We start from the raw sequence: 26,477 nt of genomic DNA, 5'->3' as shown, positions 1-26,477 counted from the left end.
CGATGGCCCACCCGAGCTACCCGCTGCGTACGCCACGACTGCTGCTGCGCCCCGTCAGCCTCGACGACCTCGACGACGTGCACGCCTGGCAGCGCCGTCCCGACGTGGTCCGCTGGATGCTCGGCGCGGAGCCGCGTACCCGGGAGGAGTCCCGGGCGTCGGTGGCCGCGATGGCGGGCGAGGACGCGCTGCGCGCGGAGGGCGACTGCCTGACGCTGGCCGCCGTCTCCGGGGCCCTGGTGGTCGGCGCCGTGGAGCTGGTGTGGCGGAGCCGGGCCGACCGCACCGCCGAACTCGGTTACGTCTTCCACCCCGACCACGGCGGCCGTGGCCTCGCCACCGAGGCGGCCGCGGCGGTGCTGGACTGGGGCTTCGGGGAGTTCGGGCTGCACCGGGTGACGGCCCGCTGCCACGCCGGCAACGAGCCGTCCGCCCGGCTGGCGACCCGGCTCGGCTTCCGGCGGGAGGCCTGGCACGTGCGCAGCTACCGGTTCCGTGGCGAGTGGGCCGACCAGTTCGTCTTCGCCGTGCTGGCCGAGGAGTGGCGGGCGGGCCGGGACGCGTTGGTAGGTTTCCGACGTGCCAGCCCCCGCAGATGATCCGGCCGGCGGCGAGCCCTACTTCCGCGTGCTCGGGCCGCTCACCGTCGAGCGTCGCGGCGAGCCGGTCGCGCTGGGCGGGCCGCAGCACGCGGTGGCGTTGGCGCTGCTGCTGTGCCACGTCGACCAGCCGGTCCCGGTCGACGGCTTCGTGGCGGAGCTGTGGCGGGACCGGCCGCCGCGCTCCTACCGGGTGCAGGTGCAGGGGATCATCTCCGAGCTGCGCCGCCGGCTGGCGCCCGGTGGCCGGGCCGCCGCCCCGATCGTCACCCGCCCGTCGGCCTACCAGCTCAACACCGCGCCCGGCGGGCTGGACGTGCGGCAGTTCTCCGACGAGGTGGCCGCGGCGGCGGCGGCGCGGGCGACCGGTGACAACGCGGCCGCGCTGCGCCTGCTGGAGGCGGCGCTGGCGCGTTGGCGCGGGCCGGCGTTCAGCGGCCTGACCGGCCGGTCGGTCGAGTCGACCGCCGCGACGCTGCACGAGGCGCGCCTGGACGCCGCCGCCGAGCTGGTCGACGCGCGCCTCGCCGACGGCCGGCTGAGCGGGCTGGTAGCCGAGCTGACCGCGCTGATCGGCGAGCGACCGCTGGACGAACGTTTCCACCGTCAGCTCATGACCGTGCACGATCGGCTCGGCCGGCCGGCCGACGCGCTGGACGCCTACCGGGAGCTGTGCGGGCGGCTGGTCCGGGAGCTGGGCATCGAGCCGGCCGGGCCGACCCAGGACCTGCATCGGCGCATCCTGGCCGGTGAGTCGGGCCGCGGGCGGCGCCTCACCAGGCGCGGTGTCGATCGTCGCCGTCGAGGGCATGGCCGGCGTGGGCAAGACCCGGTTCGCGGTGCACGCCGCGCACCGCCTCGCCGCCGACTACCCGGACGGACAGTTCTATCTAGACCTGCACGGGTTCAGTGCCGGGTCGACGCCGGCCGCCCCCGGCGCGGTGCTGGAAACGATGCTGCGCCGGCTCGGGGTGCCGGCGTCGGCGATCCCCGAGTCCGTCGACGACCGATCGACGTTGCTGCGCGATCGGCTGGCCGACCGGCGGGTGCTGCTCGTGCTGGACAACGCCGCGGACGAGGCCCAGGTGTCGCCGCTGCTGCCGGCCGCCTCGGGGTGCCTGGTGATCGTGACCAGCCGGCGCGCGCTGGCCATGGACGGCGCGTGCGTGATCGTGCTCGACGTGTTCAGCCCGGCGGAGGCGCGGGAGCTGCTGACCGGCCTGCTCGGCCCGGACCGGGTCGCCGCCGAGCCGGCCTCGGTCGAGGAGCTCGCCGGCCGATGCGGGCACCTGCCGCTGGCCGTCGCGGTCGCCGGGCGGCGGTTGCGCGGGCGACCGGCGTGGCGGGTCGCGCACCTGCTGGCCCGGCTCAGCGATCCGGACCGCGGGCTGGCCGAGTTCACCGTCGGCGCACGCGGCGTCGAGGACGTCTTCGCCCTGTCGTACCGGGCGCTGCCGGCCGCCCGGCAGCGGCTGTTCCGGCTGCTCGGCGTGCACCTCGGCGACGACGTGACCGCGGCGTTGGCGGCGGCGCTGGTCGGTGACGACCCGGCGGACGCCGAGCGGGACCTGGAGGCGCTGCTCGACGAGCACCTGGTGCAGCAGGTGCGGCCCGGCCGCCACGAGCTGCACGACCTGCTGCGCCGCTACGCCGCCCGGCAGGTGGCGGCGACGCCGGACGAGGCCGCCGCGGCGCGGCGGCGGCTCGTCGACTGGTACGTGGCGACCGCCGACGGGGCCACCCGGCTGATCCGCCGCTTCCCGCTGCCGCCGGTCGGGCGAGTGCCGGAGCCGGTGGCGCCGGTGCCCGGTTTCGGGGACGAGGAGGCGGCGCTGCGCTGGCTCGACGCCGAGTTCGCGAACCTGCGGGCGGCGATCCACGGCGCCGCGGACCTGCCGGCGTGGCGCAACGCGGTGGTGTTGGTGCACCTCCTCCAGCCCTACCTGGTCCGCCGTGGCCAGGTCGACGACGCGCTGGCGACGTTGCGGGCCGCCGCCGAGGCGGCCCGCGGCCTCGACGACCCGGTCGCCGAGGCGTACACGCTCACCGCGCTGGGCCAGGCCCACGACACCGCCGGCCGCACGGACCGGTCGCTGGAGTTGCTCCGCGACGCGCTGGAGCGCCACGTCCGCCTCGGCCAGGCCGTCGGTGAGGCGACCACCCGCCACCACCTCGCCATGGTCTTCCGCCGGCTCGGCCGGCACCGGGACGCGATCGCCGAGTACCGGCGGGCCGTGGTGCTGTTCCGCGCCGCCGGCGACGGCCAGTGGGAGGCGTCGGCGTTGAGCGGCCTCAGCGTCGACCTGCACCTCGCCGGCCGGGACGAGGAGGCGTTGGCGCAGGCGTTGCGGGCGCTGTCGCTGCAACGCGTCGTCGGCGGGCCCGGCCTGGCGCGCGTGGAGAACAACGTCGGTCTGCTGCACGCCCGGCTGGGCCGGCACGCCGAGGCGGTGCCGTACGCGCTGCGGGCGTTGGCCTGGCAACGCCGGACCGGGAGCCGGCCCGGTCAGGCCAACGCGTTGGCGAACCTGGCGTTCAGCTATGCCCGCACGGGTCGGCCCACCGAGGCGGTGCGGGCCGCCGCCGAGGCGGTGGAGATCGCCCGTGACCTCGGCCCGGACCTGCGGGCGAAAACGTGGAACACCCTGGGAGAGGCGCACCGGTCCGCCGGCGACCACGCCGCCGCGCTGCGCTGCCACCGCGAGGCGCTCGACATCGCCACCCGGATCGGGGAGGCCGAGGAGCAGGCCCGGGCGCGTGCCGGGATCGACGACGCCTCCGTGCCCGCCGGCACTTAGCGGATTCTTAGCGACCGTCGGTAGCGTCCGGGTCGAACGGGGGTGACCCGGCGAGCGATCGCCGTCCGGTGCCGGCGTGCGGTGTCGTGGAGGATCTCGATCCTGGTCAGCGAGGGAGCGGCACCGGCGCCCGGCGCGCGGGGAGGAGCCTGCCGATGCGCGACCTGACGACGCTGACGCTGGTGCCGGTCGCCACCGCCGCGCTGACCGTGGCGACCGCGCCGGCCGGCCACCGCCGTCAGCCGGCGACCACCGGGTCGCCGACGGCGATCTCCCCGGTGGTCACCGGGATCAGCCGGATCCCGAACCAGGTCTTCCCGTCCTGCCGCCGGTGCCGCGCCAACGTGCGGATCGGCTCCTTGCCTCGGGTGAGGGTCTCCGGGTCGATCAGGGTGAGCTGGCAGCGGTCGCAGCGTTCGGCGACCCGGAAGTCGGCCGCGCCGATCCGGACCCGGGTCCAGCCGTCCTCGGCGAACGGCTCGACCGGCCCGTCGAGGACGACGGTGGGGCGGAACCGCGCCATCGGCAGCGGGTCCGGCGCCGGCTCGCCCCGCTCCAGCGCGCCCTCGACGATCCAGTCACGCAGGCGGCGTAGCGACGGCAGCGTGGCGAGCAGCAGCGGGCCGGCGTCGGAGAGGTTCAGCGGGTCACCCGGTCGGCCGCCGTGCGCGGCGGAGACCGGCCGGCGTCGCGGGTCGTCCAGCCAGCCCAGCCGCACCCGCTGGCCCAGCCGGTCGGAGAGCCAGTCGTGCGCCTCACCGGCGGCCAGCCGCAGCGTGTCCAGCCGGGACAGCGTGGTGCCGGCCGGTGGCCCGGCCACCGGCTTGGTCACGGTCAGCGACGCGCCGTGCCGGTCGGTGAGCGTGATCGACCCGGTCCCGGGCGTGGCGGTCAGGCCGAGCATCCGGGGCGCGGTGCGGGCGGTCAGCACCGCGCCGTCGGGTTGCAGGAGCACCCAGCGCCGGTCGTGGCGCAGCCCCCACGGCTCGACCGTGGCGTGGTCGACGTCCACCCCGGCGAGGGACTTCACCGGGTGGACGTGCGTCGAGACGAGTCGCACGCTCAGCCGACCTTCGGGGTGGCCCGGTCGATGATCGCGGCGAGGTCGACCCCGGCGGGGAGCGTCCCGTACGCCTGGCCGTGGTCGCCGTCGAGGCGCGCCGCGCAGAACGCGTCGGCGACGGCGGGGTGGCCGTGGCGGACCAGCAGCGCGCCCTGCAGCACCAGCGCGAGGCGTTCCACCACCCGCCGGGCCCGCAACTCCAGGTCACCCGGGTCGGCCAGTTCGTCGCGCACCCGCCGGACCGCGGCGTCGAGGCGCGGATCCGCGCCGGCGGCGGCGGCCACCTCCGCCTCGTACGCGGCCAGCACCTGCGGCTCGCGGGTGAGCGCGCGCAGCACGTCCAGCGCGGCGACGTTGCCGGAGCCCTCCCAGATCGAGTTCAGCGGCGACTCGCGGAACAGCCGCGGCATGCCGGACTCCTCGACGTAGCCGTTGCCGCCCAGGCACTCCAGGGCCTCGGCGGCGTGCCCCGGCCAGCGCTTGCACACCCAGTACTTGCCGACGGCCAGGGCGAGCCGCTTGAACGCGGTCTCGCCGGCGTCGCCCCGCGCCGACCGGTCGGTCGCGCCGGCCAGCCGCATCATCAGCACGGTGGCCGCCTCGGACTCCACCGCCAGGTCGGCCAGCACGTTGCGCATCAACGGCTGGTCGGCCAGGTAGCGGCCGAACGCCCGCCGGTGGGTGGTGTGGTGCACGGCAGTGGTGACGCCCTGACGCATGCCGGCCGCCGCGCCGATCACGCAGTCCAGCCGGGTCAGGTTGACCATGTCGATGATGGTGCGTACGCCCCGACCCTCGTCGCCGACGCGCCACGCCACCGCGTGCTCGTACTCGACCTCGGCGGAGGCGTTGGAGCGGTTGCCGAGCTTGTCCTTCAGCCGCATCAGCCGCATCGGGTTACGGGCGCCGTCGGGCAGCACCCGGGGGACCAGGAAGCAGGTGAGCCCGCCCGGCGCCTGGGCGAGCGTGAGGAACAGGTCGCACATCGGCGCGGAGGTGAACCACTTGTGCCCGAGCAGCCGGTAGCTGCCGTCGGGCTCGGGCCGGGCGGTGGTGGTGTTGGCGCGCACGTCCGAGCCGCCCTGCTTCTCGGTCATCGACATGCCGGCCAGCAGGCCGCGCTTGCCGGTCGGCGGGCGCAGCCCGAAGTCGTACTCGGTGCTGGTGAGCAGCGGCTCGTAGCGCGCGGCCAGCTCGGGGCTGTGCCGCAGCGCCGGCACCGCCGCGTAGGTCATCGAGATCGGGCAGCCGTGGCCGGCGTCGGGCCGCCAGACGTAGAAGCCGGCGGCGCGGGCCACGTGCGTGCCGGCCCGGTCGTCGGCCCACGGCGCGGCGTGCAGGCCGTGCCCGACCGCGGTGCGCATCAGCTCGTGCCAGGACGGATGGAACTCCACCTCGTCGACGCGGTGGCCGTACCGGTCGTGGGTGCGCAGCACCGGCGGGTGCTCGTTGGCGAGCCGGCCGTGCTCGGCGGCCGCCTCGCCGCCGGCCAGCCGGCCCAGGTCGTGCAGCCCGGCGGCGGCCCAGCCGGCGCCCTCGCGGGCCAGGCCGTCGAGCAGCGCCGGGTCGTCGGCGGTGTCGTGGCCGACCAGCGGTGGGACCTGGTTGACGACCTCGTGTGTGGTCACGGCGGCACTCCCAGCACGCGGTGGCGGAAGGTGGATTGAACCACCGTTCAGCGGCGGCCGGCAACCGCGCTCGACCAGTCGATTCGGCTCGATTCGTTTGACATCATCCCGCTCGGCGAGAAGAGTGGCCGAAACTTTCTTTTGTTCGGAAAGCGGCAGGGGGGCCAATGTCCAGGAACAAGCTCGGCGTGATCGGCGCGGCACTCACCCTCGCGGTCGGTGTCCTGTCCGGATGCACCGGCGGCGAGAGCGTCGACGTCGGCGACGGCGGCAGTGCCGGAGGCGCGGGGGGCGTCCTCAACGCCGCGATCGGCGGCGAACCGGACCAGCTCGACCCGCACAAGACCTCGGCCTACTACAGCTTCCAGGTGTTGGAGAACGTCTACGACACCCTGGTCGAGCCGGACGCCGACCTGAAGATGGTGCCGTCCCTGGCCACCAAGTGGACCACCAGCGACGACCAGCTCACCTGGACGTTCACCCTGCGCGACGGGGTGACGTTCTCCGACGGGTCGCCGCTGACCTCGGAGGACGTCGTCTACTCCTACGAGCGGATCATCAAGCAGAAGCTGAACACCGCCTACAAGTTCGCCACCGTCAAGTCGGTGACCGGCCCCGACCCGACCACCGTCGTGGTGACGCTCAGCGCGCCCACGCCCAACCTGCTGGCCAACCTCGGCGGCTTCAAGGGCGTGGCGATCGTCGAGAAGTCCAACGTGGAGTCCGGCAAGGTCAAGACCGCGCCGGTGGGCAGCGGCCCGTTCAAGGTGGCCGGCTACACCTCCGGCGACAGCATCAAGCTGGTCCGCAACGACTCCTACTGGGGCGACAAGCCGAAGCTCGACGGCGTCACCTTCACCTTCGTCAAGGACCCCACCGTGGCGCTGCAGAACCTGCGCAGCGGCCAGGTCCAGTGGACCGACAACCTGCCGCCGCAGCAGGTGAAGTCGTTGCAGGACGGCGACGACCCGGTGGTGAAGTCGGCGCCGTCGACCGACTACTGGTACGTGGCGCTCAACGAGGCCCGCAAGCCGTTCGACAACCCCGAGGTCCGGCGCGCGATCGGCTACGCCCTGGACCGGGAGGCGATCACCAAGGCGGCCAAGTTCGGTCTCGCCACGGTCAACCAGACCGCCATCCCGAAGAACAGCGCGTTCTACTACGACTACGCGCCCTACTCGCACGACCCGGCCAAGGCCAAGCAGATGCTCGGCCAGGCCGGCGTCGGCAACCTCACCATGGACCTGATGGTCACCAGTGAATACCCGGAGACGGTCACCGCCGCCCAGGTGATCGCCGCGCAGCTCAAGGACGTCGGGATCACCGTGAAGATCCGTACGCTGGACTTCGCCCAGTGGCTCGACGAGCAGGCGAAGGGCAACTTCGACGGGTTCATGCTCGGCTGGCTGGGCAACGTCGACCCGGACGAGTTCTACTACGCCCAGCACCACAGCGGCGGCACGTTCAACTTCCACAAGTACGCCAACCCGGCGGTGGACAAGCTGCTCGACGCCGCCCGCACCGAGACCGACCAGAACGCCCGCAAGCAGGCGTACGAGCAGGCGGCGAAGCTGATCGTCGACGACGCCAGCTACCTCTACCTCTACAACCCCGACGTGGTGCAGGGCTGGTCGAAGAAGGTCTCCGGCTACGACGTCCGCAGCGACCGGGCGATCCGGTTCCGCTCGGTCGCCCTCGGCAAGTGACCCGCTTCGTCCTGCGGCGGGTCCTCCAGTCGGCGGTCGTGCTGCTCGGGGTGACCCTGGTGGTCTTCCTGCTGCTGCAACTGGTCCCGGGCGACCCGGTCCGGGTGGCCCTCGGCACCCGGTTCGACCCGCAGACGTACGAGGCGCTGCGCTCCCGCGCCGGCCTCGACCAGCCGCTGCCGGTGCAGTACGCCAGCTATCTCGGCCACGCCCTCACCGGTGATCTCGGGGTCAGCTTCCGCACCGGCCAGCCGGTCAGCCGGATCGTGCTGGAACGGCTGCCCGCGACGCTGTCGCTGGCCGTCACCGCGGTGCTGTTCGCCCTGCTGGTGGCGTTCCCGCTGGGCATCGTCGCGGCGGTGCGCAGCGGCTCGGCGGTCGACCACGCGGCGCGCGTGTTCAGCCAGTTCGGCGTCTCGGTGCCCGACTTCTGGATGGGCATCATGGGGATCATCCTCTTCGCCGGCGTGCTGGGCTGGCTGCCACCGTCGGGCTACGTGGCGCTGACCGAGGACCCCGGCCGGTGGGCCAGCCACGTGGCCCTGCCGGCGGTGACCGTCGGCCTGGTCACCGCGTCGATCCTCACCCGGTTCATCCGCTCCTCGGTGCTGGAGGTCCTCTCCGCCGACTACGTGCGCACCGCCGAGGCGAAGGGGCTGCGCAACCGGGTGGTGATCCTGCGGCACGTGCTGCGCAACGCGCTGATCCCGGTGGTCACCGTGGTCGCGGTGCAGTTGGCCAGCCTGCTCGGCGGCGTGATCGTGATCGAGGTGCTGTTCGCCTGGCCGGGGATCGGGCGGCTCACCTTCGACGCCGTGCAGGCCCGCGACTATCCCGTCCTGCAGGGCGCGGTGCTGCTCGTCGCGGCGCTGTTCCTGCTGGTCAACCTGCTGGTGGACATTCTCTACGCCCGCCTCGACCCGAGGATCACGGTCAAGTGAGCGGCGGAGCGGAGAGCACCGGCCGCCGAGTCCTGGACGCGCTGCGGCGCGACCCGCTCGCGGTCGGCGGGGCGCTCGTGCTGCTGCTGCTGGTCGTGGTGGGCGTCGCCGGTCCGTGGCTCGCCCCGGCCGGGGTCAACGACGTCGACGTGGACGCGATGCTGCGACCGCCGAGCGGGGCGCACCTGTTCGGCACCGACGAGCTGGGCCGTGACGTGCTCAGCCGGGTGCTGGTCGCGGCCCGCGTGTCGCTGGAGGTCGGCGTGGTCAGTGTCGGCATCGCGCTGGTCGCCGGCGTGACGCTCGGGCTGTTCGCCGGCTACTACCGGGGCTGGCTGGACAGCGTGCTGATGCGCTGCATGGACGTGCTGTTCGCGTTCCCGGTGCTGCTGCTGGCGGTGGCCATCGTGGCGGTGCTCGGCCCCGGCCTGCTCACCGCCATGGTCGCCATCGGCGTGGTCTACACACCCATCTTCGCCCGGATCACCCGCGCCGGCGTGCTGTCCGTACGCGAGCAGGTCTTCGTCCGGGCCGCCGTCTCCATCGGCGCGTCCGACCTGCGCATCATGCGCCGGCACGTGCTGCCCAACATCGCCGCGCCGCTGATCGTGCAGACGTCGCTGTCGCTGGCGTTCGCCATCCTGTCCGAGGCGGCGCTGTCCTTCCTCGGCCTGGGCATCCAACCGCCGGCGCCGGCCTGGGGGCGGATGCTGTTCGACGGGCGCGGCTTCGTCACCGACGCCTGGTGGCTGGGCGTGTTCCCGGGCGCGGCCATCTTCCTGACCGTGCTCGCCTTCAACCTGGTCGGCGACGCGCTGCGCGACGTGCTCGACCCGCGTCAGCTCACCGTCAGCGAGGCCCGCAGGAGCACCCCATGAGCGAGCAGATCAGCAGGCTCGATGCCGGCACGAGCGGGAAGACCGTGTTCTCCGTCGAGGACCTCACCGTCACCGTGGGCACCCGGCGTGGCCCGGCGCGCGCGGTGGCCGGGGTGTCCTGGCAGGTCCGGGCCGGGGAGACGTTCGCGCTGGTCGGCGAGTCCGGCAGCGGCAAGAGCATGACCCTGCTCGCGGCGACCGGGCTGGCGCCGCGGGCGGCGACGGTGACCGGCCGGGTGCGGCTGCTCGACTCCGAGCTGACCGCGCTGCCGGAGGACCGCCGCCGCCGGCTGCGCGGCCGGCACGTCGGTTTCGTGTTCCAGGACCCGATGACGTCGCTCAACCCGGTGCTGCCGGTGGGCCGGCAGGTCACCGAGGCGGCCGAGGCGCATCTCGGGCTGACCCGCCGCGCCGCCCGCGAGCGGGCGGTGGAGTTGCTCGACCTGGTCGGCATCCCGTCCGCCGCGCAGCGGGTGGACGCGTTCCCGCACCAGTTCTCCGGCGGCATGCGCCAGCGCGTGGTGATCGCCATGGCGCTGGCGTGCGAGCCGGACCTGCTGATCGCCGACGAGCCGACCACCGCGCTCGACGTCACCACCCAGGCGCAGATCGTCGAGCTGGTCGCCGACCTGCAGCAGCGGCTCGGCACGGCGGTCGTCTGGGTCACCCACGACCTGGGCGTGGTCGCCGGCATCGCGGACACCGTCGCGGTGATGTACGGCGGCCGGATCGTCGAGCAGGGCCCGGTCGACGCGGTGTTCGACTCGCCGTCGCACCCGTACACCCGGGCTCTGCTCGCGGCCCGACCGGACCCGGCGCGCCGGGGCGAGGACCTGGTGGCCATCCCGGGTGCGCCACCGAGCCCGCTTGACCTGCCGCCGGGCTGCGTGTTCTGGCCACGCTGCCCGGTGCGCGCCGACCCCCGGTGCGGGCACGAGCTGCCTCCGTTGACGCCGGTCGGCCCCGGGCACACGGTCCGTACCTTCTATCCGGGAGAGACGTCATGACAGCGGCGGACGTGGTCGCCGAGCTGGACGAGCTGATGGTGCACTTCCCGACCCCGGCCGGTGTGGTCCGCGCGGTCGACGGCGTCAGCCTCGCGGTGCGCCGGGGCGAGACGCTCGGCCTGGTCGGCGAGTCGGGCAGCGGCAAGTCGACCGCCGGCCTGGCGCTGTTGCGGCTGGTCGACCCGACCGCCGGACGCGTCCGGGTGGCCGGCGCCGACGTGACCGGCCTGTCCCGGCGTCGCCTGCGCGGAATGCGCCGGCACGTGGCGATGGTCTTCCAGGACCCGCAGGCGTCGCTCGATCCGCGCCGCACGGTCGGCGACAGCATCGCCGAGCCGCTGCACGTGCACCGGCTGGCCGGGTCCGCCTCGGCCCGCCGGGACCGGGTGGCCGAGCTGTTGGACCTGGTCGGCCTGCGCGCGGACACCGCCGGCCGGCATCCGCACGAGCTGTCCGGCGGGCAGCGCCAGCGGGTGGGGGTGGCCCGCGCGCTGGCCGGCGAGCCGGATCTGATCGTCCTGGACGAGCCGATCGCCTCGCTGGACCTGAGCGTGCAGGCACAGATCATGAACCTGCTCCGGCACCTGCAACGCGACCTCGGCCTGACCTACCTGTTCATCGCGCACGACCTGGCCGCGGTCGAGCACATGAGCGACCGGATCGCGGTGATGTACCTGGGCCGCATCGTGGAGACCGGTCCGCCGGAGCGGATCTACCGGCGGCCCGCGCACCCCTACACGGCGGCGCTGCTGTCGGCGGTGCCGGTGGCCGATCCGCGGGTCGAGCGGGAACGCCGCCGCACCGTGCTCTCCGGCGACATTCCCAGCCCGGTGGACCCGCCCAGCGGCTGCCGGTTCCGGACCCGGTGCCCGCGTGCCCGCGCCGAGTGTGCCGAGACCGATCCGGCCCTGACCGAGGTTGGTCCCGACCAGCACGCCGCCTGCCTGTTTCCGCTGCACGGCGAGGCCGCCGACCCGGCGTAGGATCGACGGCGATGACGTTCACCACCCGGCCCACGCTGCGCGGCACGTTCGGCATGGTCTCCTCGACGCACTGGCTGGCCAGTCAGTCCGCGATGGGCGTGCTGGAGCGCGGCGGCAACGCCTTCGACGCCGCGGTGGCCGCCGGGTTCGTGCTGCACGTGGTCGAGCCGCACCTCAACGGTCCGGCCGGTGAGGTGCCCGCGATCGTGGCCACGGCCGCCGAGCCCACCCCTCGGGTGCTCTGCGGCCAGGGCCCGGCCCCGGCCGGCGCCACGATCGCGCACTTCCGGTCGCTCGGGCTGGATCTGGTGCCCGGCTCCGGCCCGCTGGCCGCGGTGGTGCCCGGCGCGGTGGACGCCTGGCTGCTCCTGCTGCGCGATCACGGCACCCGCTCCCTCGACGAGGTGCTGGCGCCGGCGATCGGCTACGCCGCCGCCGGCCATCCGCTGGTCGGCGCCGCCGGGGAGACCATCGACCGGGTCCGGTCGCTGTTCACCGAGCACTGGCCGACCTCCGCGCGACTCTGGCTGCGCGCCGGCCGCCCGCCCGCGCCGGGGGAGATGGTCACCAACCCGGCGTACGCGCGGACGCTGCGCCGCCTCGTCGACGCCGGTCGGGCGGCCGGCGCGGACCGGGTGGCGCAGATCGAGGCGGCCCGGCACGCCTGGCGTGAGGGGTTCGTCGCGGAAGCGATCGATCGGTTCAGCCGGCTGCCGTTCCGGGACTCCAGCGGCTGCCCGCATCCCGGCGTGCTCACCGGCGACGACCTGGCCGGCTGGTCCGCCGGCTGGGAGGAACCGGTGACGCTCGACTGGCGCGGGCACACGGTGGCGAAGGCCGGTTTCTGGGGCCAGGGCCCGGTGCTGCTGCAGACGCTCGCGACGCTCGACGCGCTCGACGACCCTCGGGTGCTCGACCCGTCCACGGCGGACGGCATCCACGCCCAGGCCGAGGCGCTCAAACTGGCGTTCGCCGACCGGGAGGCGTGGTACGGCGACACCGACGTGCCGGGCGAGGCGCTGCTGTCGCCGGAGTACGCGCGCACCCGGGCCGGGTTGATCGGCGGGCGCGCGTCGACCGAGCTGCGCCCGGGCAGCCCGGCGGGCACGCCACCCCGGCTCCCGGCGCACCTGCACACGCACGCCGCCCGCCGGGCCGGCCCGCAGGACCCGACCACGGGCGAGCCCACGGTGCGGGCCGACGGGGTGGCCCGCGGCGACACCTGCCACGTCGACGTGGTCGACCGGTGGGGCAACATCATCTCCGCCACCCCGAGCGGCGGCTGGTTGCAGAGTTCGCCCACCATCCCGGAGTTGGGCTTCCCGCTGGGCAGCCGGTTGCAGATGTGCTGGCTGGAGGAGGGGCTCGCGTCGTCGCTGCGGCCGGGCCGGCGTCCGCGTACCACGTTGAGCCCGACGCTGGTGCTGCGCGACGGCGAGCCGGTGCTGGCCTGCGGCACGCCCGGCGGCGACCAGCAGGACCAGTGGCAGTTGCTGTTCCTGCTGCGCCACCTGGCCGGCGGGCAGGAGTTGCAGGCGGCGATCGACGCGCCGGCGTGGCACACCACCAGCCTGCCGGCGTCGTTCTATCCGCGCGAGGTCGAGCCGGGCGTCCTGGTGGTGGAGGACCGCCTCGACCCCGAGGTGCTGATCGGCCTGCGCGCGAGGGGCCACCTCGTCCGCCGGTCCGACCCGTGGAGCCTGGGCCGCCTCTGCGCGGTGACCCGCGACCCGCGCACCGGCGTCCTGTCGGCCGCCGCAAACCCCCGAGGCGCCCAGGGCTACGCCGCGGGCCGCTGATCCCCGTACTCGTCGATCGTGCGGTTGCCGCCCCGGCGAAGCGGGCAGCTCGGGCCGTCGAGGGGCCGCAACTCCATGATCGACGGATCGGGCCGGGGCGGTTACGCTTTCGCGGTCGCGTCACGGGGGAGGAGAAGGTCGTGGGGTTGTTCCAGCGGATTCGGGGGCGAGCGCGGGAGCGGGTGGGCGGGCCGGTCGTGGATCCGGCGTTCGGGGATCCGGTGGCGCGGGCGCTCGTCGACGCGCTGGAGGCACGAGACTGGCGGGCCGCGCGTGACGTGCTGACCCCGGTCGCCGACCCGGACGGTCGCGCGTACCTGATGGAGGCCGCCGGTCGGGTCGACGGCGTGCAGGACTGGATCGGCGAGTGGGTCGCGGCGGAGCCGGACTCGACGCTGCCGGTGTTGGTGCGCGGTTGCCACGCGTTCTACTGGGCATGGGAGGCGCGCGGCAACAAGCGCGCCCAGCACACCGGCCAGGACCAGTTCCGGGAGTTCCGCAAGCGGCTGCTGGTGGCGGAGAACCTGCTCGACGAGGTGGCGGACCGGGACCCGGACGACGTGACCGCCCGGGCGTGGCTGGTCGCCACCTCCCGGGCCCGCCAGGTCGACAGGGACGAGGCGGCGGCCCGCTTCGACGCGGTGGTCACCCGGCACCCCGGCCACCAGGTGGCGCACGAGCACCGGTTGCAGTACCTCTGCCCGAAGTGGTTCGGCACCGAGGAGGCGATGTTCTCCCTGGCGCGGGAGGCGACCGCGAGCGCGCCGGAGGGCAGCATGCTGCCGGCGCTGATCGCCGCCGCGCACATCGAGAAGTGGCTGGAGCTGCCGGCCGAGGAGGACGACGCCTACATGCGGTCCGACGAGGTCGGCGCCGAGCTGGTGGCCGCCGCCGAGAGGTCGATCCTGCACCCGACGTTCCGGCCCGGCGCCGGCCTGGCGCCCCGGGCCGGCCTGTTCGCGCTCGCCCTGGAGTTGGCGCACGAGTTCGACACCGCCGCCCGCGTCTTCGACCTGCTCGGTGACCAGGTCAGCGAGTGGCCCTGGGGGTACGTGGGTGAGCCGGTGGCGGCGTTCGTCCGCTCCCGGGACTGGGTGCGCGAGAACCTGCCCTGAGCGGTCAGCCGTCGATCCGGGTGATGTTGCGGATCTTGTTGGCGGCGTCCAGCGCCGCCACCTTGTACGCCTCGGCCAGCGTCGGGTAGTTGAACACCGCGTCGAGCAGGTAGTCGACAGTGCCGCCGCAGCCCATCACGGCCTGCCCGATGTGGACGATCTCGGTGGCTCCGGTGCCGAAGACGTGCACCCCGAGCAGGCGTCCGTCCTCCGGCGAGACGAGCAGCTTCAGCATGCCGTACGAGTCGCCGACGATCTGCCCCCGGGCCAGTTCGCGGTAGCGGGCGATGCCCACCTCGAACGGGGTGGAGCTGTCGGTCAGTTCGTCCTCGGTCTTCCCGACGAAGCTGATCTCCGGGATGGTGTAGATGCCGATCGGTTGCAGGTCCGGCATGGCACGCGCCGGTTCGCCGCAGGCGTGCTGGGCGGCGAGGCGGCCCTGTTCCATCGAGGTGGAGGCCAGCGCCGGGAAGCCGATCACGTCGCCGACGGCGTAGATGTTCTCGACCGTGGTGCGGTAGTCGGCGTCGACCTGGATCCGGCCCCGGTGGTCGGCGGTGAGGCCGGCCGCCTCCAGCGCGAGGTCGTCGGTCTGGCCCTGCCGGCCGGCGGAGTACATCACCGTGTCCGCGACGATCTTCTTGCCGCTGCGCAGGACGCAGAGCGCGGCGGTGCGGTGCTGCTCCACCGAGGCCACCTCCTCGCCGAAGCGGAAGGTGACCGACAGGTCCCGCAGGTGGTATTTGAGCGACTCGACGATCTCCTCGTCGCAGAAGTCGAGCATCCGCTCGCGACGCTCGACCACGGTCACCTTGGTGCCGAGCGCGGCGAACATCGACGCGTACTCCATGCCGATCACGCCCGCGCCGACCACCACCATGCTGCGCGGCACTGCCTGCAGGTTGATGACGCCGTCGGAGTCGACGATGGTCCGGTCGTCGAAGTCGACGCTGTCCGGGCGGGCCGGGCGGGTGCCGGCGGCGATGACCGCCTTGTCGAAGGTGATCCGCTCGTCCCGGCCGGAGCCGGCGTCGACCCAGACCGCGTGCGGGTCGGCGAACCGGCCGGTGCCGGTGATCATCGCGATCCGGTTGCGGGCGAGCTGGTTGCGGATGACGTCGGTCTGCCGGTTGATCACGTGCTGGGTACGGGCCGCCAGGTCGGCGACCGTGATGTCCTCCTTGACCCGGTAGCTGCTGCCGTAGAGGTCACGCTGGCTGAGCCCGGTCAGGTAGAGGACGGCCTCGCGCAGGGTCTTGGACGGCACGGTGCCGGTGTTGATGCACACCCCGCCGAGCATGTCGCGACGGTCCACGATGGCCACCCGCCGCCCCAGCTTGGCGGCGGCGACGGCCGCCTTCTGTCCACTCGGCCCGGATCCCAGCACCAGCAGGTCGTAGTCGTACACGAGGGCCAGCCTGGCAGGGTGTGCGCCCGGGCGCCAGTCGGGGAGAGTTCGGCCGGCGCCAACTCGGTGGGACGGCTGATGGAGCTGGTGCGATCGGAGCAGGCGGCCCGGTGAACTCCGGTCACCGGCCCGCCGAGGTGCCGGGCCGGTGACGCGGATCCGTGTGCTCAGCGGCCCTGGAGCCCCCGGACGGTGTCGCCGAACGTCCAGCCCTTCGACCCGTCCCAGTTGATCGACCAGGTCATCAGCCCCTTGAGCCCCGGCACGGATCGCCAGGCCTGGCCCACCAGCGACGGGGCCAGGTACCCGCCACCCGCGCCGGGCTGCGCCGGCAGGCCGGGTACCTGCTTGTCGTAGGGGACGCGGATGGTGACGCCCTGGACGGTGAGCCCGTTGTTCAGGCACTGCGTCTGCACCGTGAAGCCCTGCACCGTGCCGGCCGGGTACGAGTCGCCGGCGCAGCCGTACATCGAGCCGTTGTAGTACTGCATGTTCAGCCACCAGAGCCGGCCGTTGTCCGCGTACTTCTTGACGATCGGCAGGTAGGCGCCCCAGATCGAGCCGTAGGTGACGCTGCCGCCGGTGACGTACGCGGTCTCCGGCGCCATGGTGAGCCCGAAGCCGGCCGGCATCTGGGCCAGCACGCCGTCGATGATCCGGATCAGGTTGGCCTGCGACGGGGAGAGCTGGTTGATGTTCCCGTTGCCGGTCAGCCCGGTCTCGATGTCGATGTCGATGCCGTCGAAGTTGTGCCGCCTGAGGATCGGCACCACGGTGGCGACGAACCGGTCGGCGACGGCGGCGGAGCTGAGGTCGATGCCGGCGGCGGCGCCGCCGATGGAGAGCAGCACGGTCAGCCCACCCGCCTTGGCCTGGCACACCTGTGCCGGGGTGGGCACCTTGACGCCGGCGTCCATGCCGTCCTCCCAGAGCACGGTGCCGTCGGCGCGGATGACCGGGAACGCGGCGGTGACGACGTTGTAGCCGTGACCGGTGATCCGGGAGTCGGTGATCGGGATCCAGCCGAGGCCGGGGTGCACGCCGTTGGCCGCGCCGTCCCAGTTCTCCCAGTAGCCCTGGAGCACCTTGCCCGTCGGCCGGGACCGCAACGCGCAGGTCTCGCCGCCCGGTGCGGTCGGGCTGGGCGTGGCGGTCGGCGTCGAGGTCCGGGTGGGGCTGGGTGTGGGGGAGGGCGGTCGGGTGGTCGGGCTCGGCGACGGCGTGCCGCCGGAGCAGGCGCCGAGGTCGGTCCAGAGCGCCGGCACGGCGGCCGGCGTCCAGCCCGCGCCGACCGGCGGGGTGTGCGTCACCAGCGCCTGGTAGAGCCGGCCGCCGAAGGTGGCCCGGCTGCCGGCACTCCAGGTGACGCCCTCGGCCCAGGCCGGCGCGTCGCAGGCGACCAGGGCGGCCGTGCTGCCGGCGAGCGTGGCGCCGCCGGTCGCGGGCAGGGCCACGGTGGCGGCGAGCAGCGCGACGCCACCGAGCAGGGCGGTCATCGAACGTCCGAGTCGCATCTCATACCTCCTCGTCGATGCGCCGGAGGCTAGCAGTTAACTTTGTTAAATGTAAATGCGCAGTAGTCTGTCAGCACTTCGTTCAGGGCGTGAAAATGCGGGAAGGACGGCGGCGGACGTGGACGCCAGACGCACCACGGTGCGCGACATGCGCCGGGCCAACCGGTCGGTCCTGCTCACCCGGATCTGGCTGGACGGGCCGCTCAGCCGGCACGAGCTGGGCCAGTCCACCGCGCTGAGCCTGGCCAGCGTGAGCAACCTGGTCGGCGAGATGATCGCCGAGGGGCTGGTCGAGGAGGCCGGCTCGGTCGAGTCCGACGGTGGTCGCCCCCGGGTGCTGCTGCGCGTCGCGCCCGGCTACGGCTACCTCGTCGGCGCCGACGTGGGCGAGACGCGGGTGCAGGTCGAGCTGTTCGACCTGAGCATGACCGCGCTGGCCAAGGCGGAGTATCCGATCGCCACCGCCGAGCCCGACCCGGCACGGGTGGCCGAACACCTGCGGCACGGCCTCGCCGCGGTGACCGAGCAGGCCGGCGTCGACCCGGGCGCGGTGCTCGGTTTCGGCGTCGCCGTCTCCGGCACCGTCGAACGCACCGCCGACGCCGTGGTGCACGCCCAGACCCTGGGCTGGGACGGCGTACCGCTCGGCGCGATGTTGCGCGCCGGCACCGACGTGCCGGTGCACGTCGACAACGGCGCCAAGACGCTCGGGCAGGCCGAGATGTGGTTCGGCGCCGGTCGCGGCGTCCGGCACGCGGTGGTCGCCCTGGTCGGCTCCGGTGTCGGCGCGTCCGTGGTCGCCGACGGCGTCGGCTACCGCGGCGCGCACAGCAGCGCCGGCGAGTGGGGCCACACCACCATCGTGTACGGCGGCCGGCGCTGCCGCTGCGGCAACCTCGGCTGCCTGGAGGCGTACGTCGGGGCGGAGGGGGTGCTCGACCGGTTCCGGCAGGCGAACCGGGGTCGCCCGGCGGCCGGCGGGGACGAGGAGACCGCCTTCGGCGAGCTGCTGCGCGCGACCGACCGCACCGCCGCGAAGGTGATCGACGAGACGGTCGGTTACCTGGGCGCCGGGGTGGCGAACCTGGTCAACCTGTTCAACCCGGAGCGGGTGGTGCTCGGCGGCTGGGCCGGGCTGGCCCTGGGCGAACGGCACCTGCCGGCGATCCGCGAGGCCACCGCGCGGCACGCGCTGCGCCAGCCGTACGCCCAGACCTCGATCGAGCTGTGCCGGCTCGGCCCGGACGCGGTCGCGATGGGCGCGGCCACCCTGCCGATGACCCGGCTGCTGCGCGACGGCGGCGTGCCCCGCGAACCGGCGGTCCGACCCGCGCCCGCGCGACGGCCGGGCCGCCGCTGAGCGGCGGCCCGGCCGGTCGGCTCAGGACGGCAGGGTCCACTTCTGGTTGGCGCCGCCGGTGCAGCTCCACACCTGGGTCTTCGTCCCGTCGGCGGCGGTGTTGCCGGTGACGTCGAGACACTTGTTCGCCTGCGGGTTCACCAGGTCCCGCCCGGCGGTCCAGGTCCACTGCTGGGCGGCGCTGCCGTTGCAGGTCCACAGCTGTACCCGGGTGCCGTCGGCGGTGCCCCCGCCGGCCACGTCCAGGCACTTGCCGAGCGCGCGCAGCGTGCCGTCGGCGGCCCGGGTCCAGCGCTGGTTGGCCCCGCCGGTGCAGGTCCAGATCTGCGCCGGCGTGCCGTCGGCGGTGGCGTTGTCGGTGACGTCGAGGCACTTGCCGCCGATGCCGGTGACCGGGCCGGTGGGCGCGGTGCCGCCGCCGGACGGGGTGCCGGACCAGGTGAACGTGGCGGTGGTGCGGGCCGGCAGCGAGTAGGTGAAGGACTGGCCCCCCCACACCACCTTCACCGACTGCGCCGACGTGCCGCCGTTGTGCGCGAGCAGCGCCTTGGAGCCGTCCGGGTTGCGGTAGGCGACGTTCGGCACGGTCGCGTCGGCGGTGGAGTCGATCCGGGTGGCGCCCGGCCGGACGAACTTGGTGAGGTGCCCGGTGGTGTAGTACTCGACGGTGTAGTCGACCTGGCCGGCCCGGGCGCCGCCCTCCTGCACGGTGATCAGGCCGGTGCAGGTGCCACAGCCGCCGTTGTGCGGGCCCATGTTCTGGTTGACCGCGAGGCTCCACTTCACCACGCTGCGGCTCCAGTTCCGGGCGTAGCTGACGATGTCGGCCATGTCCTCGTTGTGCTGGTTGGTGATCCAGGTGCCGCCGGAGTGCTCGGTGCTGTACTGCGGCACCGCCGGATACTGGGCCCGCACCTGGCTGCCGACGGCCGGGTCGCCGAAGTAGCCGTGCCAGGCGATGCCGCCGAACAGCGGGTCGGTGCGTACCGCGCTGTCGGCCAGCAGGCCGGAGCCGATCGTGCCGTAGTCGCCGTAGTTCCAGTCGTGCACCAGCACCTTGGTGGTGAGGCCGGCGGCCCGCAACGCCGGGTAGACGAAGTTCTTGGTCAGCTCGGTGAGGCCGGAGGCGTTCCAGCTCATGCCCGGGTAGTCCATCGCGGTGGGGTTGCCGGACTGGCAGCAGTTCGGCTCGTTCTGCACCGACAGGTAGTCGACAGTGACGCCACGCGCCGCGTACGCCTGGATCGTCCTCACCAGATACTGCGCGTAGGTGGCGTAGTGCTCCCACTTCAGCCAGCCCATGTGGTCCATCCGGCCGTTGTCCTTCATCCAGCCGGGCGCGCTCCACGGCACCACCATCACCCGCAGCGCCGGGTTGAGCTGCCGGGCCTGGGCGGTGAGCAGCTCGACGTTCGTGTCGTAGCCGTTCGCGCCGAAGTCGCCGAGGTCGCAGCAGGTGTCGTCGAGGGAGACGTTGCCGGGGCGGGACAGGTCGGACGCGCCGATCGGATTGCGCACGAACGACAGCCCGATCCCGTCGGTGGGGCTGAACAGCTTGCGCATCACCGCGTCCCGGGTGGCCGCGCTGACCGGACCGCCGCGCAGCAGGTACGCGGTGGTGTCGGTGATGGACGCGCCGGCGCCCTCGAACGGCTGGTAGCGGGTGTTCTCGTCGACGGTGATGGTGCGGGTGGCGCCGGGGCTGGTCGCGGCGAAGCTCAGCGGGCTCTGCTGTTGCAGCCCGCGGGTGACGGTCCGGCCGCCGGCGTCGGAGGTGGTGGTGAGCCAGACGTCGACGGTCTCGCCGGCGGCGTGGGCCGCGGTGGTGGGGACGAGGGCGCCGGCGGTGAGGCAGAGCGTCAGGGCGACGCGGCCGGCGTGGCGGGCAGCGGTGGTGGGGGACACGGATGCTCCTTCCTGATGGATTGACATCCGCGAATGAGCGAACCGTTGTTCCGGCCTTGTGTCAAGACATGAAAAAAAGGGGCGGCCGCCTGGGAGGGACTCCCGCGCGGCCGCCCCGAACGGTCGCCTCAGCCCTGCCCGCGCACCCGTCGCACGGTGTCGCGGTACCACAACGCGCTGCGCTTCGGGGTGCGGCGCTGCGAGTCGTAGTCCACCCGCACGATGCCGAAGCGCTTGTCGTAGCCGTACGCCCACTCGAAGTTGTCCAGCAGCGACCAGGCGAAGTAGCCACGGATGTCCGCGCCCGCCTGCCGGGCCCGGGCCACCGCCCGCAGGTGCTCGGTCAGGTAGGACACCCGGTCGTCGTCGGCCACGAACCCGTCGGCGTCGGGCTTGTCGTCGAACGCCGCGCCGTTCTCGGTGATCACCATCGGCACGCCCGGGTAGTCCCGGTGCAGCCGGACCAGCAGGTCGGTGAAGGACTCCGGCACGATCTCCCAGTCCATCGCGGTGCGCGGCAGGTCCCGGCGGACCACCCGGCGCACCGGCCGGCCGTCGTCGTCGCGCTCGCGGCCCTGCTCGTCCACCCCGGAGTGCACCTGCCCGAAGTAGTAGTTCACGCCCAGCACGTCGACAGGCGTGGCGATGACGTCCAGATCCCCGTCCTCGACCGGGATGCGCACCCCCTCGGCCGCCAGGTCGTCGATCACGTCCTGCGGGTACGACCCGCGCAGCACCGGGTCCAGGTAGAGCCGGTTGCCCAGCCCGTCCGCGGCCCGCGCCGCGTCCCGGTCCGCCGCGCTGTCGGTGGCCGGGTCGGCGGTGGACAGGTTCACCGTCAGGCCCAGCTCGATCGGCGACCGCGCCGCCGCCCGCAGCCGCTGGGTGGCCAGCCCGTGCCCGAGCAGCAGGTGGTGCGCGGCGGCGATGCCGTCGCCCAGGTTCCGCCGGCCCGGGGCGTGGTCGCCGTACGCGTAGCCGAGCATCGCCGAGCACCACGGCTCGTTCAGCGTGGTCCAGGTGCGGACCCGGTCGCCGAGCGCGCCGAAGACCAGCTCCGCGTAGTCGGCGAAGCGGTACGCGGTGTCCCGGTTCGGCCAGCCGCCCGCGTCCTCCAGCTCCTGCGGCAGGTCCCAGTGGTAGAGCGTCACCCACGGGTCGACGCCCCGGCCGAGCAGCTCGTCCACCAGCCGGTCGTAGAAGGCCAGCCCGGCGGCGTTGGCGGGCCCGCGCCCGCCCGGCTGCACCCGCGGCCACGCCACCGAGAACCGGTAGGTGTCCAGCCCCAGGTCGGCGATGAGCGCCACGTCCTGCGGCATCCGGTGGTAGTGGTCGCAGGCCACGTCGCCGTGGTCGCCGTTCGCCACCGCCCCCGGGACCCGGCAGAAGGTGTCCCAGATCGACGGGGTGCGGCCGTCGGAGGCCACCGCGCCCTCGATCTGGTAGGACGACGTCGCCACCCCCCACCGGAAGGTCGGCGGCAGCGTGTCGATCGGGTCGGCCTGGTCGACGCCCGGGCGGTTGAGGTCGGTGTCCATGGTTCTCCTCGCGGTAGCGGTGGGCTCGGACTTCTCAGCGGGGCAGAGGTGCGACGGCCGGGTGCAGCCAGCACGCGACGGCCCGCGTCGGATCGTCGACGCCGGGCGGACCCAGCACCGGAAGCCGTTCGTCGCAGGGGTCGAACGCCCTGGGGCAGCGTGGGTGGAACGCGCAACCGGCCGGCATGGCGCGCAGGTCGGGCGGGGAGCCGGGGATGCCGGCCAGCTCCCGGCGCGGCCCGCGCAACGCCGGGAACGAGTGCAGCAACCCCTCGGTGTACGGGTGCAGCGGCTCGCGGTAGAGCCGGGCGGCGGGGGCCTCCTCGACGATCCGGCCGCCGTACATGATGGCGATCCGGTCGGAGAACTCCACCAGCAGCGACAGGTCGTGGGTGATGAAGAGCACCGCGAAGCCGAGGCGTTCGCGCAGCTCGGCGAGCTGGCCGAGGATCTGCCGCTGCATCACCACGTCCAGCGCGGTGGTCGGCTCGTCCATGATGACCAGTTGCGGCTCCAGCGCCAGCGCCATGGCGATCATGACGCGTTGTCGCATGCCGCCGGAGAGCTGGTGCGGATAGCTGTCCAGCCGGTCGGTGGCGATGCCGACCAGGCGCAGCAGGTCCTTCGCGCGGGCCCGCCGGCCCGCCGCGGTGCTCCTCGGCTCGTGTGCCTTGATCACGTCGAGGAGCTGGGTGGAGACCTTGTGCACCGGGTTGAGCGAGTTCATCGCGCCCTGGAAGACGATCGACGTCTCCGCCCAGCGGAACTCGCGCAGCCTGGCCGGGCTGAGCGTCAGCACGTCCACCGGCGGGCCGTCCGCCGGGTGGTAGATCACCTGGCCGCCGCTCACCACGCCGGGCGGGGGCAGCAGCCGGGTCAGCCCGTACGCCAGGGTGGACTTGCCGCTACCGCTCTCCCCGGCCAGGCCGAGCACCTCGCCGCGGTACAGCGTCAGGTCGACGTCGCGGACCGCGTGCACCGCGTCCGCGCCGACGCCGTAGTCGACGCACAGTCCACGAATCTCCAGCACCTGGTCACTCATGACGGGACGTCCTTCCGGGTGTCCTGCATCGGCACGGGGGCTGCCTTCGGGGCCAGCACCGGGGTGAAGCCGACCCGCATCCGCACGGTGCGGCCGTCGGCGGTGCGGATCCGGGCCCGCCCGCCGGTGCGCAACCGGGGGCTGACGAACTCGTCGATCCCGAAGTTGATCAGCGCGAGCGCGGTGCCGAGCAGCGCGATGGCCAGCCCGGCCGGCACGAACCACCACCACGCGCCCTGTGCGAGCGCCTGCTGGCCCTGCGCCCAGAACAGGATGGTGCCCCAGTTCCAGGAGCTGACCGAGGAGATCCCGATGAACGCCAAAGTGATCTCCGACATGACCGCGAAGATCACCGTGCCGACGAAGCCGGAGGCGATGATCGCGGTCAGGTTCGGCAGGATTTCGAACCCGATGATCCGCCAGGTGCGCTCGCCGGTGGCCCGGGCCGCCTCCACGTAGTCGCGGCGACGCAGCGACAGCGTCTGGGCGCGCAGCACCCGGGCGCCCCACGCCCACGAGGTGAGCCCGATGATCAACGCGACCAGCAGGTCACCGGCCTGGTCGACCAGCGACGCCACGATGATGATCAGCGGCAGCGCGGGGATCACCAGGAAGACGTTGGACAGCGCGGACAGGCTCTCGTCGGCCGCGCCGCCCAGGTAGCCGGCGGACACGCCGATCAGGATGGACAGGATGGTGGCCAGCACGCCGGCGATCAGTCCCACCACCATCACGCTGCGCGCGCCGACCAGGATCTGGCTGAAGATGTCCTGCCCGAGGTGGGTGGTGCCGAACCAGTGTCGGGACGACGGGGCTAGGAGCACGTCGGCGCTGCGCGCGTCCGGGTCGTACGGCGCGATCCACGGCCCGATCACCGCCAGCAGCGCGTACCCCCCGAGGATGGTCAGGCCGGTGGCGGCCTTGGCGTTGGCGACGAAGCGGAACCGGCGGCGTCGGGCCCGGGCCGACGGTTGGGCCACCGCCCCCTGGCCGGGGGTGACCTGGTCGATGCTGGACGGGGAAAGTGTCATCGCTCAGCTCTTTCGGGTCCGCGGGTCGAGAAGCAGGTACGCCACGTCGGCGAGCAGGTTCGCCACCAGCACCGAGATCGTGATGATCAGGAAGATGCCCTGCATGAGCGGGTAGTCCTTGCTGCCGACGGCCTGGAAGAGCTGGAATCCCAGGCCCGGGTAGGAGAAGACGATCTCCACGAGCAACGTGCCGCCGACGATGAAGCCCAGCGACAACGCGAAGCCGGAGACGTTGGGCAGCAGCGCGTTGCGGGCGGCGTAGCTGAGCGCCACCCGCCGCTCGGAGAGCCCCTTGGCGTGCGCGACGGTGATGTAGTCCTCGCTGGCGACGGTGACCATCATGTTGCGCATGCTGAGGATCCAGCCGCTCATCGACGAGACCAGGATGGTCGCCGCCGGCAGGATGCTGTGCTGCAACGCGCTCGGGAGGAAGTACGCGTCGAACGCCGGCACCAGCCCCGGCTCGTAGCCGCCGGAGGAGGGGAAGAAGCTGCCCGGGCCGGCGAACAACGCGATCGCCACCAGGCCCAGCCAGAAGTAGGGGATCGAGGAGAGGAACGTGGTGGCCGGCAGCAGCCCGTCGATCCACGAGCCGCGCCGCCAGCCGGCGCCCACACCGAGCGCGGTACCGAGCAGGAAGCTGACGATCGTGGTGACGCCGACCAGGCCGACGGTCCACGGCAGGCTGTTCCCGATCACCTCGGACACCGGCGCGGGGAAGAACGTGAACGACAACCCCAGGTCGCCGTGCAGGAGCTGGCCCCAGTAGGCGACGTACTGCTCCCACAGGTTGCGGTCGGAGTCCAGCCCGAACAGCACCCGCAGCGACGCGATCGCGTCGGCGCTGATCCGGCCCTGGTTGCGGGAGATCAGCGACTGCACCGGGTCGCCCGGCACGATCCGCGGGATGAAGAAGTTGAGCGTGATCGCCGCCCACGCGGTGAACAGGTAGAACGCCACCCGTTGCAGCAGGAACCTCATCTGGCCGCCTCCTGCCCGGCGGTGGCGCCGGCCGGCGGGGTCGCCGCGGCGGTTGCGGTCTTCTTGGCCGCGACGGTGGGCGGGTCGAACAGCCAGCACGCCGCCCAGTGCCCCGGCCGGTCGTCGACCGGGATCGGCGGCGGCAGCTCGCTGGTGCACCGGGGCATGGCGTGCGGGCAGCGTGGATGGAACCGGCAGCCGGTGGGCGGGTGGATCAGGCTCGGCGGTTCCCCATGGCCCCGCTCGGCCGCCGCCGCCGCGGCGGCGTCGGCGACCGCGCCGGTGATCCGTTCCGGGTCCGGCGCCGAGTCGGTCAACAACCGGGTGTACGGGTGGGCCGGCCGCTGGGTGACCGTCTCGCTGTCGCCGCCCTCGACCATCCGACCGGCGTACATCACGATCGTCTCGTCGGCGAAGTAGCGGGCCGACGCGATGTCGTGGGTGATGTAGAGGACGGCCAGGTCGAGCCGGTCCTTGAGGTCTTGGAGCAGGTTGAGCACGCCGAGGCGGATCGAGACGTCGAGCATCGAGACCGGCTCGTCGGCGAGCAGCACCTCGGGGTCGGCGCCGAGTGCCCGCGCGATCGCGACGCGCTGGCGCTGGCCGCCGGACAGCTCGTGCGGAAACGCGTCGAGGTAGCGCTCCGGCGGGGTGAGGCTGACCCGGGTGAGCAGCTCGGCCAGCGCCTTCTCCAGCCCGTCCGGTCCGGAGCCGGCGTTGCCGTGGATGCGCAGCGACCGGGTCAGGTGGTAGCGGACCGTGTGCACCGGGTTCAGCGAGGCGAACGGGTCCTGGAGGATCAACTGCACCCGCCGCACGTACGCCCGGAAGCGGCGACCGCCGCGCACCCGGGTCGAGGTGCCGTGCAGCCGGATGTCACCGCCGGTGCGCGGATAGAGCTGGGCCAGCAGCCGGGCGACCGTGGACTTGCCGGAGCCGGACTCGCCGACGAGCGCGGTCACCCGGCCGCGGCGCAGCGCGATCGAGACGTCGTCGACGGCGTGCACCACCGTCGGGGTCCGGGAGAGGAGGTCGCGCAGCCGCCGGCGGACCGGGAAGTGCTTGGTCAGGCCGACGGCCTCCAGCACCACCTCGTCGGCCGGCGCCGGGGCGCTCTCGGTCGTCGTCATGCCGAATTCCTGTCTAAGGTTGCCGGGATGAGGGCGGGCCCGCCGCCCCGG

General features: G+C 73.5%; 20 protein-coding genes. 10 read left to right on the top strand and 10 right to left on the bottom strand.

Annotation, left to right across the window (positions count from 1 at the left end):
• The first annotated feature begins 2 nt into the window (after positions 1 to 2).
• Positions 3 to 599: a GNAT family protein gene (locus O7618_RS10475; protein WP_278105840.1), complete on the top strand. Its 597-nt coding sequence runs from the start codon at positions 3 to 5 to the stop codon at positions 597 to 599.
• A 785-nt stretch (positions 600 to 1,384) separates the two neighbouring features.
• Positions 1,385 to 3,397, top strand: coding sequence for a tetratricopeptide repeat protein (locus O7618_RS10470; protein ID WP_278105839.1), 2,013 nt, complete (start codon positions 1,385 to 1,387; stop codon positions 3,395 to 3,397).
• A gap of 238 nt (positions 3,398 to 3,635) precedes the next feature.
• On the opposite strand, the gene O7618_RS10465 is transcribed toward O7618_RS10470, so the two are convergent.
• Positions 3,636 to 4,457: an MOSC N-terminal beta barrel domain-containing protein gene (locus O7618_RS10465; RefSeq protein ID WP_278105838.1), complete on the bottom strand. Its 822-nt coding sequence runs from the start codon at positions 4,455 to 4,457 to the stop codon at positions 3,636 to 3,638.
• A 2-nt stretch (positions 4,458 to 4,459) separates the two neighbouring features.
• Positions 4,460 to 6,088, bottom strand: a complete 1,629-nt coding sequence (locus O7618_RS10460) for an acyl-CoA dehydrogenase family protein (RefSeq protein WP_278105837.1) — start codon at positions 6,086 to 6,088, stop codon at positions 4,460 to 4,462.
• Positions 6,089 to 6,255: 167 nt separating this feature from the next.
• Between O7618_RS10460 and O7618_RS10455 the strand changes: the two genes are divergently transcribed.
• From O7618_RS10455 to O7618_RS10425, 7 genes are all read left to right on the top strand, one after another.
• Positions 6,256 to 7,794: an ABC transporter substrate-binding protein gene (locus tag O7618_RS10455; protein ID WP_278105836.1), complete on the top strand. Its 1,539-nt coding sequence runs from the start codon at positions 6,256 to 6,258 to the stop codon at positions 7,792 to 7,794.
• Positions 7,791 to 8,735: an ABC transporter permease gene (locus O7618_RS10450; RefSeq protein WP_181568308.1), complete on the top strand. Its 945-nt coding sequence runs from the start codon at positions 7,791 to 7,793 to the stop codon at positions 8,733 to 8,735. The genes O7618_RS10455 and O7618_RS10450 overlap by 4 nt, the downstream gene beginning before the upstream one ends.
• A complete protein-coding gene (locus O7618_RS10445) occupies positions 8,732 to 9,613 on the top strand; it encodes an ABC transporter permease (protein ID WP_278105835.1) in 882 nt (293 codons plus the stop codon). The genes O7618_RS10450 and O7618_RS10445 overlap by 4 nt, the downstream gene beginning before the upstream one ends.
• Positions 9,610 to 10,620, top strand: coding sequence for an ABC transporter ATP-binding protein (locus tag O7618_RS10440; protein ID WP_278105834.1), 1,011 nt, complete (start codon positions 9,610 to 9,612; stop codon positions 10,618 to 10,620). The genes O7618_RS10445 and O7618_RS10440 overlap by 4 nt, the downstream gene beginning before the upstream one ends.
• Positions 10,617 to 11,603, top strand: a complete 987-nt coding sequence (locus O7618_RS10435; RefSeq protein WP_278105833.1) for an ABC transporter ATP-binding protein — start codon at positions 10,617 to 10,619, stop codon at positions 11,601 to 11,603. Before O7618_RS10440 ends, O7618_RS10435 begins: the two co-directional genes overlap by 4 nt.
• 11 nt (positions 11,604 to 11,614) lie before the next feature.
• Entirely contained in the window at positions 11,615 to 13,402 is a 1,788-nt protein-coding gene (locus O7618_RS10430; RefSeq protein WP_278105832.1) for a gamma-glutamyltransferase family protein, read from the top strand.
• A gap of 140 nt (positions 13,403 to 13,542) precedes the next feature.
• The gene (locus O7618_RS10425) at positions 13,543 to 14,517 is read left to right on the top strand and encodes a DUF4034 domain-containing protein (protein ID WP_278105831.1); all 975 of its coding nucleotides are present in this window, start codon (positions 13,543 to 13,545) and stop codon (positions 14,515 to 14,517) included.
• A gap of 4 nt (positions 14,518 to 14,521) precedes the next feature.
• Here O7618_RS10425 and sthA read toward each other — a convergent pair whose 3' ends face one another.
• On the bottom strand, positions 14,522 to 15,925 hold the full coding sequence (sthA, locus tag O7618_RS10420) for a Si-specific NAD(P)(+) transhydrogenase (RefSeq protein WP_278105830.1): 1,404 nt from the start codon (positions 15,923 to 15,925) through the stop codon (positions 14,522 to 14,524).
• A 167-nt stretch (positions 15,926 to 16,092) separates the two neighbouring features.
• Entirely contained in the window at positions 16,093 to 17,439 is a 1,347-nt protein-coding gene (locus O7618_RS10415; protein WP_278105829.1) for a glycosyl hydrolase family 18 protein, read from the bottom strand.
• A gap of 118 nt (positions 17,440 to 17,557) precedes the next feature.
• Here O7618_RS10415 and O7618_RS10410 point away from each other — a divergent pair, with 118 nt between their 5' ends.
• Positions 17,558 to 18,799, top strand: a complete 1,242-nt coding sequence (locus tag O7618_RS10410; protein WP_278105828.1) for an ROK family transcriptional regulator — start codon at positions 17,558 to 17,560, stop codon at positions 18,797 to 18,799.
• Positions 18,800 to 18,820: 21 nt separating this feature from the next.
• On the opposite strand, the gene O7618_RS10405 is transcribed toward O7618_RS10410, so the two are convergent.
• From O7618_RS10405 to O7618_RS10380, 6 genes are all read right to left on the bottom strand, one after another.
• A complete protein-coding gene (locus tag O7618_RS10405; protein WP_278105827.1) occupies positions 18,821 to 20,704 on the bottom strand; it encodes a lectin in 1,884 nt (627 codons plus the stop codon).
• Between the two features lie 128 nt (positions 20,705 to 20,832).
• Positions 20,833 to 22,242, bottom strand: a complete 1,410-nt coding sequence (locus O7618_RS10400; RefSeq protein ID WP_278105826.1) for a GH1 family beta-glucosidase — start codon at positions 22,240 to 22,242, stop codon at positions 20,833 to 20,835.
• A gap of 34 nt (positions 22,243 to 22,276) precedes the next feature.
• Complete coding sequence (locus O7618_RS10395; protein WP_278105825.1) at positions 22,277 to 23,284, bottom strand: ABC transporter ATP-binding protein; 1,008 nt, start codon at positions 23,282 to 23,284, stop codon at positions 22,277 to 22,279.
• Positions 23,281 to 24,315: an ABC transporter permease gene (locus tag O7618_RS10390; RefSeq protein ID WP_278105824.1), complete on the bottom strand. Its 1,035-nt coding sequence runs from the start codon at positions 24,313 to 24,315 to the stop codon at positions 23,281 to 23,283. Before O7618_RS10390 ends, O7618_RS10395 begins: the two co-directional genes overlap by 4 nt.
• A gap of 3 nt (positions 24,316 to 24,318) precedes the next feature.
• Entirely contained in the window at positions 24,319 to 25,296 is a 978-nt protein-coding gene (locus O7618_RS10385; RefSeq protein ID WP_278105823.1) for an ABC transporter permease, read from the bottom strand.
• Positions 25,293 to 26,426, bottom strand: coding sequence for an ABC transporter ATP-binding protein (locus O7618_RS10380; RefSeq protein WP_278105821.1), 1,134 nt, complete (start codon positions 26,424 to 26,426; stop codon positions 25,293 to 25,295). Before O7618_RS10380 ends, O7618_RS10385 begins: the two co-directional genes overlap by 4 nt.
• Between the last annotated feature and the right edge of the window lie 51 nt (positions 26,427 to 26,477).

The organism is Micromonospora sp. WMMD980 (assembly GCF_029626035.1).
Lineage (GTDB): Bacteria > Actinomycetota > Actinomycetes > Mycobacteriales > Micromonosporaceae > Micromonospora.
The sequence above is the reverse complement of the archived record's forward strand: the minus strand, read 5'-3'. Positions and strand labels throughout refer to the sequence as shown.

Excerpts from the sequence above, each read along its gene's own strand:
- O7618_RS10380 (WP_278105821.1), bottom strand. The coding sequence starts at position 26,426 with ATGACGACGACCGAGAGCGCCCCGGCGCCGGCCGACGAGGTGGTGCTG.
- O7618_RS10415 (WP_278105829.1), bottom strand. The coding sequence starts at position 17,439 with ATGCGACTCGGACGTTCGATGACCGCCCTGCTCGGTGGCGTCGCGCTG.
- O7618_RS10435 (WP_278105833.1), top strand. The coding sequence starts at position 10,617 with ATGACAGCGGCGGACGTGGTCGCCGAGCTGGACGAGCTGATGGTGCAC.
- O7618_RS10395 (WP_278105825.1), bottom strand. The coding sequence starts at position 23,284 with ATGAGTGACCAGGTGCTGGAGATTCGTGGACTGTGCGTCGACTACGGC.
- O7618_RS10440 (WP_278105834.1), top strand. The coding sequence starts at position 9,610 with ATGAGCGAGCAGATCAGCAGGCTCGATGCCGGCACGAGCGGGAAGACC.
- O7618_RS10385 (WP_278105823.1), bottom strand. The coding sequence starts at position 25,296 with ATGAGGTTCCTGCTGCAACGGGTGGCGTTCTACCTGTTCACCGCGTGG.
- O7618_RS10455 (WP_278105836.1), top strand. The coding sequence starts at position 6,256 with ATGTCCAGGAACAAGCTCGGCGTGATCGGCGCGGCACTCACCCTCGCG.
- O7618_RS10475 (WP_278105840.1), top strand. The coding sequence starts at position 3 with ATGGCCCACCCGAGCTACCCGCTGCGTACGCCACGACTGCTGCTGCGC.
- O7618_RS10430 (WP_278105832.1), top strand. The coding sequence starts at position 11,615 with ATGACGTTCACCACCCGGCCCACGCTGCGCGGCACGTTCGGCATGGTC.
- O7618_RS10390 (WP_278105824.1), bottom strand. The coding sequence starts at position 24,315 with ATGACACTTTCCCCGTCCAGCATCGACCAGGTCACCCCCGGCCAGGGG.
- O7618_RS10400 (WP_278105826.1), bottom strand. The coding sequence starts at position 22,242 with ATGGACACCGACCTCAACCGCCCGGGCGTCGACCAGGCCGACCCGATC.